At 70.0% G+C, this 17746-nt stretch carries 17 protein-coding genes; 7 read left to right on the forward strand and 10 right to left on the reverse strand.

Annotated elements, in window-relative coordinates:
• Window position 1: 1 nt before the first annotated feature.
• Together WMF34_RS24310 and WMF34_RS24315 are read right to left on the reverse strand one after the other, a co-directional pair.
• Window positions 2-1543, reverse strand: a complete 1542-nt coding sequence (locus WMF34_RS24310; RefSeq protein WP_437989262.1) for an NCS1 family nucleobase:cation symporter-1 — start codon at window positions 1541-1543, stop codon at window positions 2-4.
• 227 nt (window positions 1544-1770) lie between these two features.
• The gene (locus tag WMF34_RS24315; RefSeq protein WP_231864227.1) at window positions 1771-2697 is read right to left on the reverse strand and encodes a PAS domain S-box protein; all 927 of its coding nucleotides are present in this window, start codon (window positions 2695-2697) and stop codon (window positions 1771-1773) included.
• A gap of 639 nt (window positions 2698-3336) precedes the next feature.
• Here WMF34_RS24315 and WMF34_RS24320 point away from each other — a divergent pair.
• Window positions 3337-4086, forward strand: a complete 750-nt coding sequence (locus tag WMF34_RS24320) for a hypothetical protein (protein WP_437989263.1) — start codon at window positions 3337-3339, stop codon at window positions 4084-4086.
• Window positions 4083-4409, forward strand: coding sequence for a hypothetical protein (locus tag WMF34_RS24325; RefSeq protein WP_437989264.1), 327 nt, complete (start codon window positions 4083-4085; stop codon window positions 4407-4409). The genes WMF34_RS24320 and WMF34_RS24325 overlap by 4 nt, the downstream gene beginning before the upstream one ends.
• A 479-nt stretch (window positions 4410-4888) precedes the next feature.
• On the opposite strand, the gene WMF34_RS24330 is transcribed toward WMF34_RS24325, so the two are convergent.
• Window positions 4889-5359 (reverse strand): hypothetical protein, encoded by a 471-nt coding sequence (locus WMF34_RS24330; RefSeq protein WP_437989265.1) that lies wholly within the window; start codon window positions 5357-5359, stop codon window positions 4889-4891.
• A 162-nt stretch (window positions 5360-5521) separates the two neighbouring features.
• Here WMF34_RS24330 and WMF34_RS24335 point away from each other — a divergent pair, with 162 nt between their 5' ends.
• Complete coding sequence (locus WMF34_RS24335) at window positions 5522-6316, forward strand: hypothetical protein (protein WP_437989266.1); 795 nt, start codon at window positions 5522-5524, stop codon at window positions 6314-6316.
• Between the two features lie 286 nt (window positions 6317-6602).
• Entirely contained in the window at window positions 6603-7559 is a 957-nt protein-coding gene (locus WMF34_RS24340) for a hypothetical protein (protein ID WP_437989267.1), read from the forward strand.
• A gap of 55 nt (window positions 7560-7614) precedes the next feature.
• Here WMF34_RS24340 and WMF34_RS24345 read toward each other — a convergent pair whose 3' ends face one another.
• Window positions 7615-8598, reverse strand: a complete 984-nt coding sequence (locus WMF34_RS24345) for an aldo/keto reductase (protein ID WP_437989268.1) — start codon at window positions 8596-8598, stop codon at window positions 7615-7617.
• Between the two features lie 611 nt (window positions 8599-9209).
• Window positions 9210-9638: a DoxX family protein gene (locus WMF34_RS24350; RefSeq protein WP_012237361.1), complete on the reverse strand. Its 429-nt coding sequence runs from the start codon at window positions 9636-9638 to the stop codon at window positions 9210-9212.
• Window positions 9639-9993: 355 nt separating this feature from the next.
• Between WMF34_RS24350 and WMF34_RS24355 the strand changes: the two genes are divergently transcribed.
• Window positions 9994-12303: a hypothetical protein gene (locus WMF34_RS24355; RefSeq protein WP_437989269.1), complete on the forward strand. Its 2310-nt coding sequence runs from the start codon at window positions 9994-9996 to the stop codon at window positions 12301-12303.
• An 87-nt stretch (window positions 12304-12390) separates the two neighbouring features.
• Here the strand turns inward: WMF34_RS24355 and WMF34_RS24360 are convergent, their stop codons facing one another.
• Window positions 12391-12813: an ADP-ribosylation/crystallin J1 gene (locus WMF34_RS24360; RefSeq protein ID WP_437989270.1), complete on the reverse strand. Its 423-nt coding sequence runs from the start codon at window positions 12811-12813 to the stop codon at window positions 12391-12393.
• Window positions 12814-13104: 291 nt separating this feature from the next.
• Between WMF34_RS24360 and WMF34_RS24365 the strand changes: the two genes are divergently transcribed.
• A complete protein-coding gene (locus WMF34_RS24365; protein ID WP_012237364.1) occupies window positions 13105-13653 on the forward strand; it encodes an EF-hand domain-containing protein in 549 nt (182 codons plus the stop codon).
• A gap of 48 nt (window positions 13654-13701) precedes the next feature.
• Here the strand turns inward: WMF34_RS24365 and WMF34_RS24370 are convergent, their stop codons facing one another.
• The 3 genes from WMF34_RS24370 to WMF34_RS24380 form a co-directional block, all read right to left on the reverse strand.
• Entirely contained in the window at window positions 13702-14196 is a 495-nt protein-coding gene (locus tag WMF34_RS24370) for a hypothetical protein (protein WP_157906880.1), read from the reverse strand.
• Between the two features lie 96 nt (window positions 14197-14292).
• Window positions 14293-14688: a hypothetical protein gene (locus WMF34_RS24375; protein WP_012237366.1), complete on the reverse strand. Its 396-nt coding sequence runs from the start codon at window positions 14686-14688 to the stop codon at window positions 14293-14295.
• A gap of 109 nt (window positions 14689-14797) precedes the next feature.
• Window positions 14798-15373 carry a hypothetical protein gene (locus tag WMF34_RS24380; protein WP_012237367.1) on the reverse strand — a complete coding sequence of 192 codons (576 nt, stop codon included), beginning with the start codon at window positions 15371-15373 and terminating at the stop codon, window positions 14798-14800.
• A gap of 384 nt (window positions 15374-15757) precedes the next feature.
• On the opposite strand from WMF34_RS24380, the gene WMF34_RS24385 reads away from it, so the two are divergent.
• A complete protein-coding gene (locus tag WMF34_RS24385; protein ID WP_437989271.1) occupies window positions 15758-16579 on the forward strand; it encodes a hypothetical protein in 822 nt (273 codons plus the stop codon).
• A gap of 78 nt (window positions 16580-16657) precedes the next feature.
• Here the strand turns inward: WMF34_RS24385 and WMF34_RS24390 are convergent, their stop codons facing one another.
• Entirely contained in the window at window positions 16658-17512 is an 855-nt protein-coding gene (locus tag WMF34_RS24390) for a hypothetical protein (protein WP_437989272.1), read from the reverse strand.
• Window positions 17513-17746 lie beyond the last annotated feature (234 nt).

Raw genomic sequence — 17746 nt, forward strand, 5'->3', positions numbered from 1 at the left:
GTCAGGCCGCGGCGAGCTTGGCCGGGCGGCGAATCAGCGAGAGGGCGACGTAGACGACGAACGAGATGGCGAAGCCCGTGAACCAGGCGTAGTTGTAGAGATCCATCCATGCCTTGGAGACCGTCGCGACCTTGATGGTGCCGAAGAAGCCAGGCAAGTTGGGCACGACGCCGAGGACGAGGGCGACGATCGCGACGGGGTTCCACCCGCCCGCGTACCAGTAGATCCCTTCCCGCTTGTAGAGCTGGGTGAGATCGAGGTTGGTCCTGCGGACGACGTAGTACTCCGCGATCAGGATCGCGCCGAGGGGGCCGAGCAGCGCGGAGTAGCCGACGAGCCAGGTGAAGATGTACCCCGTCGGGTCGCTGACGAGCCGCCACGGCTGCATCAGGATCCCGATGATCCCGGTGATGAGGCCGCCGGTGCGGAAGGAGATCCGCGACGGCCAGAGGTTCGAGAAATCGTTGGCCGGGCTCACGACGTTCGCGGCGATGTTCGTCGCCAGGTTGGCGATGCAGAGGGCGGCGAGCGAGATGATCAGGACGACCGGGTTCTCGAAGCGGGTGATGACGATGACCGGATCCCAGAGCGTCTCGCCGTAGATGACGACCGTGGCGGAGGTGACGGCGACGCCGATGAACGAGAAGAACGCCATCGTGGGCGGCAGGCCGATCGCCTGCCCGATGACCTGATCGCGCTGCGAATGCGCGTAGCGCGTGAAGTCCGGGATGTTGAGGGCCAGGGTGGCCCAGAAGCCGACCATCGCCGTGAGCGCCGGGAAGAAGAAGAGCCAGAACTGGCCCTCCTTGGGCTGCCCCACCCCGAAGGACGAGGGCTTCTCGAGCATCGGGCCGAACCCGCCGGCGCGGCTATAGGCCCAGAGGAGCAGCGCCAGGCCGAGGCCGATCAGGAGAGGCGCCTTGATGTTCAGCAGGATCCGGATCGACTCGATGCCCATGCGAATGATCCAGATGTTGACGCCCCAGAAGAGCAGGAAGCAGACGAGCTGCGCGACGTTGATGCCCAGCGGCGTCGGCGGCATCTGCTCTATCGACGGGACGAAGACCGCCACGATCTTGTAGATGGCCCACCCGCCGAGCCACGTCCCGATCCCGAACCAGCCGCAGGCCACGAGGGCGCGCAGCACCGCGGGCACGTTCGCCCCCCGGATGCCGAAGGCGCTCCGGCAGTAGACGGGGAACGGGATGCCGTACTTCGTGCCCGCGTGCGCGTTGAGGATCATGGGCATGAGCACGATGACGTTGCCGAGGAGGATCGTGAGGACGGCCTGCCCCCAGCTCATCCCCTCGGCGATCAGGCCCGAGGCGAGCATGTACGTCGGGGTGCAGGCGCACATGGAGACCCACAGCGCGGCGATGTCCTTCATCCCCCATTTGCGGTGATCCAAGCGCACGGGCGCGATATCCTCGTTGATGTAGCGCGAGTCGATGTCCCCTCCTGTCTGCTGAAAGCCCTCGCTGGCCTTCGCGCCGTGAGCAGCCGAATGCACGTCGGGTTGAGCAGTCGTTTGCGTGTGCGCCATCGTCGATGAGGCTACACGATCGTACGTGAGACTGGATAGTGGGCAGGCGCGCCCTCTCCGGCGCACGCCAGCTGTCCGGTGAGCCTGAACGAGCAGGCGCAGCGCGAGCAGCGCTCGCTTTGTTTCGTTTGTTTCCTCGATGTTGCGCGCCGAGCCTCGGCGTCCGCTCCGCGGTTGTTCTGGTTCCGTGGTGCGGTGATCCCTGGCGGGATCTCCGAGGCTCGGAGCTAGCTGCCCTGGTGGGCCGAAGGTCGAGGGGCGGTGAGGCCGCGCCGCAGGGCGAACGCGATACCCTCTTTCAGGGTCCGGAGCGTCACGACGCCGCCCACACCGACGCCCTGCGCGACCAGCGTCTGCGCGATCCGCGGCTGGATGCCGGTGAGCACCACCTGGGAGCCGAGGAGGTTCACCGCCTTGGCCAGCCGGACGAGCGAGTCGGCTACCTGGGAGTCGATGACCCCCACGCCGGTGATGTCGAGGACCACCGTCCTGGCGCTGTGCGTGACGACCCCGTTGAGCACGGCCTCGAGCGTCGCCGCGGCACGGTCGCTGTCGAGGAAGCCGATCAGCGGCACCGCGATCACCTGATCCGCAACCGGCATGAGCGGGGTCGACAGCTCGCGGACCATCTGCTCGAGCCGCTTGGTCTTGTCCGCCACGCGCAGCTCGAGCTCGGCGTTGAGGCGCCTCACCTCGTCCTCCGCGTGCCGGCGCTCGGTGACGTCGACGCCGATCGCCTGGAACTCGGCGAGCGGCCCCCCCTCGCCGAGCGGGGCGCGGTTGGTCCAGTGCAACCAGCGGACCGAGCCGTTCGGGAGGATGACGCGGTGCTCTGTGTGGACGATCGGGTTCTCGGGGCCGAGCTTCGCGAACTGCCGGGCGAGCTGCGGCCCGTCCTCGTCGGGGACCAGCGGCATGAAGCGGTGGCCGACCAGCTCCTCCCGCGTCTTCTCGAAGTACCGGCAGTAGATGTCGTTGACGAAGGTCAGCGTGCCATCCATCCGGAAGCGGCAAATGAGCTCGGTCTGGTCCTCGACGATGCCCCGGTAGCGCGCCTCGCTCTCCCGCAGGGCGGTCTCCACGCGCTGCTTCTCGGCGAGCTCCCGCTCGAGCTCGGCGTTGCGCCAGCGGAGCCCCTCCAATTCCGCTCGCATCGCAGCGAGACCATCCGCTTCGCCGTTGTTCATGATCCGGTGATTCCTTGGCGCGCCGTATGGACAATTACGTCCGTTCTAGATATCTTATCAAAGGACGACCCCGCCGGGTGAACTTCGAGCACGAGGAAGGCACGCGCAGCGCCTCCGACAGCGCACGTCCTCCTGTCCCGTCGACGCACCCTGACGCAGCGGATCCGCTGCCTGCTCCACGCATCTCGCGGTGGGTCTCGTAGGCGAGCGTACGCTTCAGGGCGCGACCACTCCACGGGCCCGGACGAGCCGCCGCCCCGCCGCAGGACAAGCACCCAGGGCCACGCGGGAAGCGCCGTGAACGTCATGGCTCGATGCGTAGCGCTCACCGGCGGACCGAACACCGCTTTGATAGGCGCACAGCGCGCCTCGACAGACGTGGCGACTCCGCGACGACCCCACGAGAACCCACCGGAAGGCCACTTCGCCCCCACGGGTCCCGGCACCCGCCGCGGGTGCGAACGTAGATGGCGCGCGCGTCGCTCCCTGAGGGCAGCACCTACCGCCGAACACACCACAAAGGCATACACCAACCCACTAAAATCACAAAATTTCTTCGATAAATGATAATTTTCTCTCCGTCGATACAATGGTCACGTGTATCACATGCCTGTGTCAGCACGTGCTGCGCGGGTGAAGGGCAGTGCCGGAGGTGGGTCGGAGCCGGGGTCGGGGAAGCGCGGGCGCGGCGTCACGCTCGACTCGCTGGAGGCGGTGCTCCGCGCCAGCGCCTCGCCGCGGGAGTGGGGCAGGTTCGTCGAGGCCACGGGCATGTCGGCGATCCCGGGCGCGGGGAAGAGCGGGACGAAGGTCGACTACTCCGCTTACTTCTACGCGCTCCCGACGGGGAAGCCCGCGGAGGTGGATCCCCTGTACCTCTACGGAGATCTCCGTCCGGTCCCCGGGGAGGAGACGAGCGCCCACCTCAAGCTGCGCTGGGAGATGATGCCGGAAGGGGCCATCCCGCAGCGGATCAAGGGCTCCAGCCGCGCCGTCGGAGGGTGGCCGAAGGTGCTTCACCGCATCGCGACTGCCTGGCCAGGGGGCCAGGCCGCGAGCGTCGATGTGACGGCGACCTTCGTGATCGATGAAGCGGCCTACAGGCCGATCCCGGCGCTCAGGCTCAAGTCGAGGCCGTCGATCGCGCGCTCGCACCGGCTGACCCAGACGGCCGTCGCGTGGTCCGTCGATCCGCCGAGCGGACCGGTGGCGCGGCTGTCCGTCGCGCTCCTCCGCGCGACGGAGCTCGTCCTCGTGGCCTCGGGGCGACACGCGCTGACGCTGGGCCCAAACATGGCAGCAGAGCTGGAAGGTGCGGTATGGGAAGGCGCCCGCAGGTTCCTCAAGGCGACGTGACCGCGCCCGGGCGCCGGCGCTCGCCGCGCGCGTCCGCGAGGCTCTGGTCGGGGGGCGAGGTGACGCAGCCGCCCTCCACCGCGAAGGAGCCGGAGACGATGCGGGTGTCGCGCACCACGGTCTACGAGCTCGGAGGCTCGGAGACACCGCCGACGCTCGCCGCGCACGAGGAGCGCCTCCGCAGCCTGGAGCAGCAGGTCGCGCAGCTCGGGATCCAGGTGGAGGAGGGCGTCGGCCGCCTCGCGCGGCAGATCAAGCACCTGCGGCGCGACGTCGACGGGCTCGCCCGCGAGCCGGCGCGGGGCGCTCGTCGGCCTGGTTGACGGGTACGGCAGGAAGCGGCGCGCCGAACGGCTCACCGAGGTAGGGGTCGGCTAGCCAGGGCCGAGCCGACCGCCGGCCCTTCCAGGCAGGCTGGGGCGACGCGAGCTGGGCGAGCTCGGCGAGCGAGGAGCTCGCTGCCGGGAGCGCTCGCGCCGCTCCGTCCACCGCTGACCGGCCGCGCGACGGGTCCGGAAGCGCCTGGGCGTCACCTGGGGCGCGCCGGATGAGCGGATCACCCGACGCGCCTTCACCGCGTTGCGACACGAGGTCTCCCCTGTGGAGTCGACTCGCCATGAGCCGACAGTCAGGCCGTGCGTGACGGACTAGAGCCGCCGGGGCGGTGACGCAAGATCAAGAACGCCGAGCTGCGCGCGCAGAACGGCCGCCGGAGCATTACGCCGACGCGTCACGATTTCTCATCCGACGAGTGGATTCAGCGCATTGCCGGAGGCGGTTCGATTTTCTCAGCCAAAGAGACTCACTGCGCCCGCCGGAGCGTGGCGACGCCCTTCCAGGGCGGCGTCTGCGCATGGACGACGAGCTCTCCTTGGTCCGAGAACTCGCACAGCGCCTCGTAGGCGACCCCCGCCTCGTCGTAGGAGACCAGCTTGAACCGATCCCATGCGGGATCGCGGATCTCGTAGGCGCGGTCCACGTGGAGGCCGGGCGAGTCGGCGAGGATGCGCTTTCCGTCGAAGCGGACGACCAGGTGCGCGTACTGGAACTCGAGCATCGACGCGAGCATCGGCTCGAGCGGGACCTCGGGCTCGAACCGGACGAGCCGGAAGCTGCCGCGCAGGCGCGCGTCGATCGACGCGATCTCGGCGCCCGCTTCGGGCCCCCGGGCGGCGCTCGAGCCGCAGCCGGCGGCCAGCGCGGCCAGGAGAGCGGCGCAGGCGGCGAGGAGGGAGCGGGAAGCGGAGGACGGACGGCTCGCCGAGGGCGACATGGGGCGGAGCTTAGGGCGAGCGGACGGACAGCGCAAAGCGGCGCAGGAGCGCGCGGCCGCGGGCACGCCGCGGGCGAGCGCGCGAAACCTCTTCCTGCCGCGTCCGCTTCCGCTCACGCTTCCACCTGGAGCGCCGCGGTCGCGCTCGCGGGAGGGGGGAGCATGACAGACGTCCTGAGAGGCACCGATTTCGTCGCAGGCCTTCCAGAGCACGCGTGCGCCGCGCGCGAGGAGGCCATCCTCGAAGCGGTGCAGGCCGGCCACGTGGCGCCGATCTCGTGGGTCCCGGTGTACAGCCAGCTCGACGAGCGCCGCGCGACGTTCCTCGTGAGCGCCGACGCGCTCCGCATCGGCGACGCGGAGGACTCCGTCCGCGTCAACGCCTCGGCCCGGACGACCCAGCGAATCGCGGATCTGCTCGAGTGCGCGATGCTGACGACGCGCCTCTGCGACCTCGTGTGGGAGCAGGCCACCGTGCGGATCCCGCCGTGCATCGGCGCCCCGGACGCCTCGATGGCGAACACCTCCCGCATGCTGGAGCACCACCGCCGCCTCGAGGAGCAGGTCGCGGGGAGGACCGGGCTCATCGAGAACGTGGGCAAGCACTGGGTACTCACCAACCGCCTCGCGGATCGCCCCGACCGGGCAGCCAACTACGGCTGGTTCGACCCGGGCGCGGCCCACAGGTACGGCCAGCACACGCTGTGGCAACCTCTCGGGCTCGCGCACAATCCGGATCACGTGGACTACTCCCAGGTCGTCCGCCTCGTGCGGCGACGATGCACGGTCGACGGCGCGGAGCGCGATCTCCACGAGGTGATGACCGATCCGGCGCTCGCCGGTCTGGTCTCGTCCGAGGGCCCCCTGCGCGTCCTCCGGCTGCCCGGTGTGCCCGAAGAGGCGTGGCTCGCCGCGCGCCCGAAGGAGCGCGCCGGCCGCGCGCCCGAAGAGGTGTGATCGCCGCGCGCCCCTCGGGGCGTCCGCCCCACATCCCACTCCGTCGCGGGCTGGCGCCCTGTGGAACACGCCTTCGTGCCGCGCGGATGTCCCCGCCTCTGTACCCCGCGCGCTTGGCCATTCCTGCGCAACGCAACCCCGATTGCGCGAGTCCCTGCTCAATTTGAGCAAACCAGCGCAGGCCACCCCGCGCTCGCGCCGCCCGGCGTCGTGTCCCCGGAGCGCCTGGCCAGGTCGTGGGCCCTCGACGCGGGCGTGGCACGGAGCGTGATTAAAGGATCGCTCCATGACCGAAAGAACTCACGGGCTTCTCGCCAACACTCCTCGCCGAACGTACCGAGCCGCGCCTCTGCTCGCCGCGGCGTTCATGATGGGCTGCACCGCCGCGTCGACCGAGGCGGACGACGCCGCCCCTCTCGCCCAGCCCTCGGCGGACGGCGGGCTGCGCTTCGCGAGCGAGCACGACGCGCTCGGGTGGGTCGCCAGGCGGGCCGAAGAGCTCGAGATGGGGCCGGTGATGGTCGAACGAGACGAGGACGGCCGGCCCATCAAGGTGGCCGGCGTGTCGATCGGCTCGCCCGACGAGATCGCCGCGGCGAAGGCGGGCTTGATCGGCGAGCTGGGTGGTGAAGACCATGCGGTCGAGATCGCGGGGGAGCGCTATCTCCTGGAAGGCCAGGAGTCCGGTGTGTTCGCCGCGGTCGCCCACTGCAACGGCGGCCTCTGCACGAATGACGAGTCGTTCAAGAACGACTACGTGTTGTATCGAGAGCTCGGCAGCCGAACCTCGGTGACGTCAGGGGGGTTCGAGACCCGGCGCCAGACGATCCAGGGCAGAGGAGAGTACGAGTGTGTGGACCTGCCGGGGCCCCTGCCCGTCAAATGCACCGGCTACTGCACGTATCCGTCCGGCTGCCCTTCCGGCTTCACGGTGGAGAGCACCGCCGGCTACCCCACGTGCAGGACGACCTGCGTCGGCCAGGTGCGCAACGTGACGCTCTCGATCTCGATCGAGGGCTTCGAGTTCTTCGAGTCGAGCGGCATCCTCGTCCCCTCCATCCCGGCGCGAAGCGGCACGACCAACGACTCGAGCCTCGAGGTCAAATACTGGGAGTACGGCATCGGCATCGACTCCGTGATCTCCGACGCCGATGGGCTGTGCGGCTCACACTCGACGTCCGGTCCGGACGGGTTCGTCGTCGCCAAGAGCCACTGGGGCAGCGTGCCCACCGCGTGCCAGTAGCCCTCGCGCGGCGCTCGCGGCCGCGGACCGAAGTGTGCTCCTCAGGCCGCCTCGCTCACCGGTTCACGAGCTGCATGCCGGGCTCCGGATAGCGGAGGCCGGCGGCCGCGCCCTTCGGCACCACCGCGTCCAGGCGCCGCAGATCGCCCTCGCCGAGCGTGATTGTCGCCGCGGCGACGTTCTCCTCGAGGTAGCTGCGGCGCTTCGTGCCGGGGATCGGGACGGTGAAGTCCCCCTGCGCGAGCACCCAGGCGAGCGCGAGCTGCGACGCCTTCACGCCCTTCTCCCGCGCGATGCTCTCGACCTTCACCACGAGATCGAGGTTCCGCTGGAAGTTGTCGCCCTGGAATCGCGGCGAGGTGCGGCGGTAGTCGTCCGGCGCGAGATCCTCGAAGCGCCGGATCTGCCCCGTGAGGAAGCCGCGGCCGAGGGGGCTGTACGCGAGGAAGCCGATGCCTAGCTCGCGGCACGTGGCGAGCACGTCGTCCTCGGGATCGCGCGTCCAGAGCGAGTACTCCGTCTGCACCGACGCGAGCGGGTGCACGGCGTGGGCGCGCCGGAGCGTCGACGAGCTGGCCTCGGAGAGGCCGATCGCGCGCACCTTGCCGGCCTTCACGAGGTCCGCCATCGCGCCGACGCTGTCCTCGATGGGCGTCTTCGGATCCACGCGGTGCAGCTGGTAGAGATCGATCACATCGACGCGCAGGCGCCGCAGGCTCGCGTCGCACGCCGAGCGGATGTACTCCGGCGCGCCGTTGATGCCGCGGACCGTGACGTCGTTCGGGTCGCGGACGATGCCGCACTTGGTCGCGAGGACGACGCGATCGCGCCGGCCCGCGATGGCCCGGCCGACGAGCTCCTCGTTCGTGAAGGGACCATACATGTCCGCGGTGTCGAGCAGCGTGACGCCGAGCTCGATGGCGCGGTGGATCGTGGCGATCGACTCGGCCTCATCGCGCTCGCCGTAAAAATCGCTCATGCCCATGCAGCCGAGGCCGAGGGCGGAGACCTGGAGAGTTCCGAGCTTGCGTGTGTGCATGGTTGGGCTCCTTGGCGCCGCGGAGAGGCGATGGCGACGCACACCACGTAGAAGTGAGCGCGCGCACGGAGTCAAGGGCGGTTCGCCCCCTTGGAGCCTGTCCACACCCTCCCGGCAGAGATGGAACTCTGGCCGGAGCCTGTCCACACCCTCCCGGCAGAGATGAAACTCTGGCCGGAGCCTGTCCACTCCCTCCCGGCAGAGATGAGACTCTGGCCGGAGCCTGTCCACTCCCTCCCGGCAGAGATGAAACTCTGGCCGGAGCCTGTCCACTCCCTCCCGGCAGAGATGAGACTCTGGCCGGAGCCTGTCCACACCCTACCGGCAGAGATGAGACTCTGGCCGGAGGCTTCAGACAGCCACCACGCTGTACAATTCATATGATGGTGCAATCGCCGCGGCTTGCGCGCTCAGGAGGGCGGAGGCCCATCCATCAGCGGTAGCACCTCGCAGTGGCCGTCCCCGGCGACCAGGAGGAAGCGCTTCGCCCCCGCTCAAGAATCGCATCGTCGTCTCTCCTTGGATGCTCGCCCGGCACCCCGGGCGCTCCTCCATCACAGACCGCGCGACCCGCTCGGACGCATCGGTCGCGCGATCATTTCTCGATCCCGCTACTTCCGGAGCGGGAGCAGCGCGCGCAGCCGCTCGTCGCGCAGGAGCAGCCCGCCCCAGATCATCGCGGCGACGTACACAGGGAACAGGACGTGGCTGAACAGCGGGTTGTCGACGCGCACGTGCGTGGCGACGGCGCCGCCCAGGAAGCCCGTCAGCAGGATCGCGCCGAGCACGGAGGTGCGCGGGATCATGTAGGTGACGACGCTCGCCAGCAGGACGACCCCGATGCCGCGGACCGAGCTCACGGGATAGCCGAGCTGCTCCGACCCCTCCAGCACCTGGGGCACCCTCATCAGCTTCCCGATGCTGTCGAAGAGCAGGAACGCCACCGAGAGGCCGCTGAGGATCCGCCCGGCCCAGACCTTCTTGTTCGACACAACCACCGGCTCCACGTGCTGCTCCGACATCGATGCGCTCGTCTCCATCGTCTCCTCCTGGCTCGCTCTGGACAGATCGGTCCTCCCGCCCCGGCGTCATGGCGGCGCGGCGCGGCCGATTCGATCCCTAGGACCGCGCGACCGCGCCCGATTCATCGGTCGTCCCGAAGATTTTTTCCTGGGCCGCGCTCGGCGGCGGCGGACGAGCGCCCGGAGCGCGGAGCGCTTGACTCACGAAGCACACCGCCAGAGGCTCTGCTCCATGAGGGGCAGGAGCAGGGCAGCAGCAGCGGCGGTCTGGCTCTGGGCCGTTGCCACGGTTGCGCCTGGCGGCTGCGCGCAGAATATTCGCACGGAGCCGGGCGACGGTGGGCAGAGCCCAGGGACGGGCGGCGCAGGGGGCATGTCGGAGCCAGGACCGGCGACGGTGCACCCCGAGCGGCTGGTGCAGGGCTCGGTCGACAAGATCGACCTCCTCCTGGCGATCGACAACTCGAGCTCGATGGCCGACAAGCAGGACGTCCTCGCCATCGCGATCCCCGACCTCGTCCACGGTCTCGTCAACCCGCGCTGCATCCACAGGGCCGGCGCGATGCCCCCGACCACGGTCGGCTCGCCGAACGCCCCCTGTCCGCAGGACTACGAGCGTGAGTTCGCGCCGATCAAGGACCTCCACATCGGCATCATCAGCTCGAGCCTCGGCGGCCACGGGTCGGGCGCCTGCCAGGCGACGACGAGCGCCTCGAACGTGGACATGGCGCACCTCCTCGCGCGCAGCGACGAGAACTCCACCACAAACGACATCCCGACCTACCTCGACCGGGGCTTCCTGGCCTGGGATCCGGATCAGAAGCTCGACGGCGAGCCGGAGAGGCCGGATCCGCTCGACGGCGAGGCGGACATCGGCCCCAATGATTCGAACGCCGACCTCAACGACACGTCGCTGGTCGGGCAGCTCACCGCGATGGTCAGGGGCACGGGGCAGACCGGCTGCGGCTTCGAGGCGCAGCTCGAGAGCGTGTACCGCTTCCTCGTCGACCCGGAGCCCTACGAGACGATCAGCGTCGACCCGGCCACCGAGTACATCGTCGTCACCGGCGAGGATGCCGTCGTCAAGAAGCAGCGCGCCGACTTCCTGCGGCCGAGCTCCCTCCTCGCGATCCTCATGCTCACCGACGAGAACGACTGCTCGATCCGCGAGGAGGGCATGGACTACCTCGTCGCGGAGACCGCGCCGGGCTTCCGGATGTGGCGGCCGCGCGCCGAGTGCGCCCAGGACCCGGGCAACACGTGCTGCAGGTCGTGCCGCCAGGATCAGACGGGCTGCACCGAGGACCCGGCGTGCACAGACCCGGACGGCGACGCGGCCAGGCTGACCGCCGCGGAGGACCCGATCAACTCTCGCTGCTGGGACCAGAAGCGCCGGTTCGGCTTCAACTTCCTCTATCCGATCGACCGCTACAGGCGCGCCTTCACCGAGGCGGAGATCCCGAACCGCAGGGGCGAGCTGGTCCCGAACCCGATCTTCAGCGATCTGAACCCGGACGACCTCGACGACACCATCCGCGATCCCGAGCTCGTCTTCTTCGCCGGCATCGTCGGCGTGCCATGGCAGGACATCGCGCGCCAGAACGCGCAAGGCCAGCCCGACCTGCTGAACGGCCTCAACCGGGAAGGCGAGCCGGTCGGTGGGTTCAAGAGCGCCGACGAGCTCAGCGCTCCGGTGGGCGACCACGGCAGCACCTGGGAGCTCATCCTCGGCGATCCCGCGAAGTACCAGCCGCCGAAGGATCCCTTCATGGTCGAGTCGATGAAGCCTCGCTCCGGCGCGAACCCGATCACCGGCGACACGATCGTCCCGCCGCAGGCGACCGGCTGGAACGCCATCAACGGCCGCGAGTACACGATCCCGGCGGATGGCACGGGGGACCTCCAGTACGCTTGCATCTTCGATCTCCCCAGCGACGCGGTGAAGCGCTGCGACGGGGCGGCTCAGAGCTGCGACTGCAGAGCGGTGGGGGGTCAGGCGATCGACAACCCGCTGTGCGAGCCGGAAGCGGGGAACGGCCAGGAGGATCCGGCGCCCAGGTCGACGACGCAGATCAAGGTGAAGGCCTACCCGAGCCTCCGCGAGCTGCAGCTCATCCGGGAGCTCGGCCCCCAGGGCATCGTCGGCTCGGTGTGCCCGCGCCAGCTCACCGACGACAACGCGGCCGACTTCGGCTACCGGCCGGCGATCGGCGCCATCATCGAGCGTCTGAAGACAGGCCTCGACAGCCGGTGCCTGCAGCGCACGCTGACGCCCGAGGCTGGAGGGGAGGTCGCCTGTCTGATCCTCGAGGCGCGCGACGCGCAGGGCGCGTGCAGCTGCGCTGACATCCCGGCGCGCGCCGACGTCACGGAGGAGCACGCGGCGGCGAAGGAAGAGGTGCTCGCCGATCCGATCGCAGCGGCCGCCGGTTGGGATTGCGTGTGCGAGATCGAGCAGCTCGCAGGCGCAGAGGGCGAGGCGTGCAGGCACGACGTGAGCGACGATGTCGAGGCGGGCGGCGAGCCGGTACACGGGTGGTGCTACGTCGACCCGGCGAACGGCCGCGGCGACCCGGCCATCGTCGCCGACTGCCGGGCGGACGAGCGCCGCAAGATCCGGTTCGTCGGCGGAGGGGAAGCCCAGCAGGGGGCCACGCTGTTCATCGCCTGCCCCGGCGAGTAGGCCGCCCGCGCCCACCGGGAGCAGGACGTGGCTCGTCGTTCGAGCTACGTCTCGGGCCGCAAGGGCAGGCCAAAGAGCGCCATGGCCTCAGCTTCCCTTCCTGGGCGGGTCGCGGAGCCAACCGACGGGAAGGCGGGTCGCAGGATCGATGTCTCCCTGAAACTTCGGCCCGCAATAGACCTCGGTGATCTCGATGGTCCCGACGAGATGCCGGTTGAACTCCTCCAGCTCCTCGGCGGGCACCCAGAGCTCCTCGTGGGAGCGTCCGCCCGCGATCTGCACAGGATACCTGCGGGCAAAGTCGTCCTCGACCTCGAACCGCGTCACCCACCCCGCGAACCCGGAGGTCTCATCGGCGGTGTTCCAGTCGCGGGCGATCTTGCGCGCGTACTCCTCCGTCAGCACCGGATAGAAGATCGGCTGATGCGACAGCCGCGGCGGGAACGCTCGATAGCCGGCCTCCGCGATGAGCCGGAGCTCGGCGAGGCCCACGGGTCGGTACAAGATCATCGTCGTCTCTGCTTCCTTTATACCCCCGCTCGACGCGGATCTCAGCGTCCGTCTGCCGGAGCCGGCGCTGCGACCTCGATGCGATGCGCGGAGGCTCACACCAGCGGGCCGCGCGCGGCCCCTGCCCACGGGCGGGTGGTGGCGGACCGGGGCCGAGCGAGGTGCCGTGGGCCACGGCCGCGCCCGCTGAAAAAAGATCGAGGGGCGCGTAGGGAGGACGGCCCGGGGCGCGTCTCACGAACAGAAGCCGGCAAGAACACGCTGGCCCTTGCACCAAGGAGCACGACCCCCATGAAGCTCGCCCTCTTCTCCAACAAGACCCACAGCGCGATCCGTCGCTTCGTCCTCGGCAGCTTCCTTGCCGCGGCCGTCCTCGCCGGCGGCGGAGCGGCCTACGCGGCGAACGGCGCGGGCGGAACGGGGGGCAAGCCGGCGCCGCACCAGGCCCAGGGCAAGGACGCCCGTCGCCAGCACGGCCCGAAGGACCCGGCCCGCCTCATCAAGCGCTTCGATAAGAACGGCGACGGCAAGCTGACCGTCGCTGAGCTCCCCGAGAAGGCGCAGAAGCGGCTCGGCAAGGCCGACACCAACAACGACGGCACCCTGTCGGCCGAGGAGCTCAAGGCGCACGCCGAGCTGCGCATGAAGGACCGGGCGGCGAAGCAGAAGGCGCGCTTCGCCAAGAAGGACAAGAACGGCGACGGCTTCCTCACCAGGGACGAGGTGGGTGACAAGCGCTGGGAGCGGATGAAGGCGGCGGACGCGAACCGCGACGGCAAGGTGAGCGCCGACGAGCTGCGCGCGGCGCGTCCCGCGCGCAAGGCGCCGGCAGCGCGGTAGCTCCGAGGCGAGCGCGCGACGCGGCGAGCCGTGACCGGCCTGCTCCGTTCACGGCTCCGGCGCGGACCGGTGCAGCTCATCACCGAGCGCTCGCAGCGCGCTCTCCAGCGCCGGCAGGTCGCTCCCCTCGATCTCCCATTCCTTCCGGCTGTAGTACTTCGCGGCGCCCCGCGGAGCGCCGCTCAGATCGAGGCAGTAGTCGAAGCCCTTCACGTCGCACGGCCGCGCATCGAAGGCGACCTCGTGCCTCGATTTGTCCTGCGGGAAGAGCAGCTGCACCTTGTCGTTGCCGCGGAGCTCGTAACGAAACAGGGCAAATGAGCCCTCGTACTGGGACGAACGCCGGAAGACGCCGATCGGCTCGTCGGCGAGCAGCACGACGAGCTCGACAAGGTCCGTGTCGCCCTTCGGGAGCCGCTCGATCCAGACGCGGCCGACGAGCGTCTTCGGGTCGGAAGTGCGCGAGCCCAGGAGCCCGTAGCCGGCTGCGACCCCCGCGAGCGCGATCACCGTGGCCGTCACCATCCTGGAAACGCGGTTCATGGGCGGCATCCTACTCCTTGCAGCGCCGCGAGGGGCCCGAGATCGAGGCCCGCGGTCCGCCTGCCGCGGCGGCGGGGAGCAGCCGAGCGCGCCCTCTCAAGAGCCGAGCGGCGCGCCGCAGCGATCGCAACCCTTCGATCGGTACGAGTGCTTCGCCGCGCAGTTCAGGCAGTGCTTCGGCAGGAAGTAGAGGAGCGCCAGGCCGATGCAGGTGACCAGCCCCACGATCCCCCACGCGCCGCTCCGGCCGCGCATCTTCGCGTAATACACGAGGGCGGTGATGAACAGGGCGACGCCGAGGAGCGAGATGGCAGCGTTGTCCATCGCGCGACCCACCGATTGCAGGAGGAACCCCGGCACCCCGCACAGGAGGCTCAAGTTGCTGTAGCGACTCAGCTTCTTCTGGATCTCGAGGCGCTGCTCCGGGCTGATCTGCGCGACACCCTCGGGGTGAGGCTCGATGGATGCGGTCGGAGGTGCATAAGGGTTCATGCGTTCTTCCTTCCCGGCGCGCGTTCAGGCGCGGTCTCGCTGGGCGCCGCGCGCCGAGGATCCCAGGTTATGCGCCTTCCACGACCCGGAATAGCGGGATCCGGCGAGGTCAGCGCCGCGGCGCTGTCTCCTCGCCGGAGGCCGTCCCCTCGCCCGGCGCTGTCTCCTCGCCAGCGCCGGCTGCCGCTGCGGCGCCGCGCTTCCTCGGACGCTTCGGAAAGAGCGGGAGCTGCCGCTCGAGCACCTGGCTCCGCCAGGCGAGCAGGGTCTGCGCGCGCCGGCGCGCCGTCTCCTTCCCGATGCCCGCGGTGAAGCGGAAGATGCGCCGCGCGAGCGCCTCCCGCGTCGGCGCCGCGGGCTCGAAGAGATCCGGCGCGACCTCCTTCACGACCTCGCACGCGAAGATCGCGCGCCTGAGGTGCGTCCGCTCGTCGGCAGAGCCGGACGAGGTGGCGAGAAGCTCGCGCGCCGCGGGCGTGATCGAGGCGCCGTCGTCGCCGAGCCAGCCGAGGACGCGGGCAGCGGCGAGCGCATAGCCGACGTGCCGCAAGGAGATGCCCGTCTGCTCGGAGATCCGCTCCTTCTCGGTCACCCCGCCCGAGAGCGCCTCCAGCACGCGCCGCACGTTCGCGAGGTTGTCGGCCTGGGGGATCTCGGCGCTGTGCAACAGGCGGGTCGTCGGCATGGGCGGCAAGGAACCCCCGGCCCCCGGCCGGGAGACGACACCATAGCGCGCCAAGGCACGGCGTGGGTCTCGAAGACGCCCGCCGGGGCCGGGCGGCGCCGTCGCCGCACCTCTCCAGCGCGCACGCCGCGCCGGCCGGGTCGGGAGGGCCCGGTCCCTGTGCCAGGGCTGTCTGCGCCTGGCACACGTGGCGCAGCGCGCTAGCGAGCGCGCTCGGGAAAGCGCCCGGATTGCGCGGAGCGCGCGATGGAACGGTTGCTGCCAAGTCTGCCAGGGCCGACGCTCGCGTCGAGCCCGCCGCGGCCCTCCGGGACATCGCGCCTGAAGGAGGGAGCGCTCCGGCTCTCCCCTTTACAGCGCCCTCGCGTGTTCCAGGTGTTCCCCATGAGATCTTTCCTTCGCGCATCGACCCGCTGGCAAGCGACTCCCGTGCTCACCCTCGCGCTGCTGTGTCTCCACTGCAGCTCGAGCGTCGAGGCGGACGCGATGGGCGGCGGCGGCTCCACCGGCGAGGGCGGCGGCGGCAGCTCCACCAGCGAGGGGAGCGCCGACGGCGCCTCGACCGGCGAGGGCGGCGGCGGCGCCGGAAGCTCGAATGGATCGGGCGCTGGCGGCTCCACGGGGGAAGGCGGCGGAAGCTCCGCAGGCGAAGGCGGCAGCTCCACGGGGGAAGGCGGCGGCGGAAGCTCCACGGGGGCGGGCGGAGGCGGCGGGTGCCGCCTGCCGGACGACCCCGCTGTGTTCGAGATCGGGACCGGCGAGACCTGCTTCGAGAGCATCGAGGACGGCGCCACGCTCCCGGTGATGGCCGGGCCCCAGGGCGGATATCACCTCTGGTTCGCCGTGGGCTGCAGCGATTGCGGCACGAGGGTCCGCGTGCGGTACAGCGTCAAGGACCCTGCGACCGGGGACCTGTTCCCGCCGGGCGTGCCGCAGGAGGGGATGGTCGAGCTCCTCCCCGGGGAGTTCCCGCACGCGTACGGGCTCATCGCGTTCCTCCCCGGAAGGCAGTGGCAGCCGGAAGCCGTGCTCGAGGAGGGGACCCACGTGCTCCTCGCGGCGGAGGCGCGCAACGACGACGGCTCGACGAAACACACGGCGCAGGTGGAGGTCGTCCTCGGCGCCACCGTGGCCTGGGGGCTGCCGTGCAGCGACGATCCGGCGACCTGCGACGCGCCCGGCGGGGCCCCGTGCTGCACCGACTGAGCGATGCGGCGCGGAGCCCATGTTCGGTGCGCCCGGCGCGGATCTCCGGACTTGCGCGCCGAGCGGCAGCGGCGTGGTTCAGAAGACGACGGCGCCGGGCGAGCAATACTGATCGAGGAGGGGCGAAGGCGTCGCCGACACGTTGGCGTCGTCCACGTAGTACACCGCCGGCCCGCCGATCGTGTAGATAAGGACCTGGTTGTTGAACGTCGTGCCGCAGGTCTGGAGGTACTCCCACTTTCCGGTCTGGGTCGATGTCCTGGTGGTGTAACCCGTCCCGCCGCTGCCGAGCCCTATCGTCACCTGCCCGGTCACCGTATAGACCCAGACGCTGAACCGCAGGTACGCGTTGTTCGGCGGCGGGCTGGCGGATGTCCAGTACTGCTGGGCGATGCCGCCGTTGGTCGTCGTCGCGGACACGAGGAGGCTGCGCTTGTTGGCGGTGTGCACGACGTCGGTCTTGAGCCATGTCGCGATGGCGCCGTAGTTCAGGTCGTTGCTCGTGGCAGGCCAGGAGTCCGCCGCGGTGCCCCAGCCGGCGAACCATGAGGCGTTGGCGTTGCCATGATCGATGAAGCCCGACGGGATGCCGGCCTGCGCGTTCTCGAAGCCGGGGTTAATCAGCAGGTTGACGATCGGGAGCTGGAGGAGGACGAGGGACTGCGCGCCGCCGGAGCCGACAACGATCTCTGCGGCAGACTTCCCGGCGGAGCTCAGCGCCTGCGGGGCGAGGGCGTCCGCGGCCGGCGCGGTGCTCTGCGCGCCGATGCCTTCGGACGGCTGCACCTCCACCTGGGCGCGGGCTGCCTCGGGGAAGGCGGCGGCCTCCTCGACGTCCATGAGCCCCTCGTCGTGAGGTTCGGCGTCCGAGAGGCAACCGACGAGGGCGAAGGGGACAACGAGGCCGCTGAGGATGAATGCGGTAGATTTCATGATGGGTTCTCTCCGGTCGGGGATTGATGGATCGATTGACTGTCCTTCCCCCTGAGCACGTTGAGCACGCAGCGTGCCGGCTCGGCGGGCGTGGATTTGCGGTGATCTCGAGGGGGCGCTCGTGGAGCGAGCGCCGGGAAGGGAGCACGCCAACAGCTCTGCTAAAATGCTCCAGGCGCCGATGTGGAGGCTGTGGCCTGGAGGCCAGGACCTCCAGGCGCGGAGGCGTGCCTC

This window comes from Sorangium sp. So ce145 (assembly GCF_051525985.1).
In the GTDB taxonomy this organism is placed as follows: domain Bacteria; phylum Myxococcota_A; class Polyangia; order Polyangiales; family Polyangiaceae; genus Sorangium; species Sorangium cellulosum_B.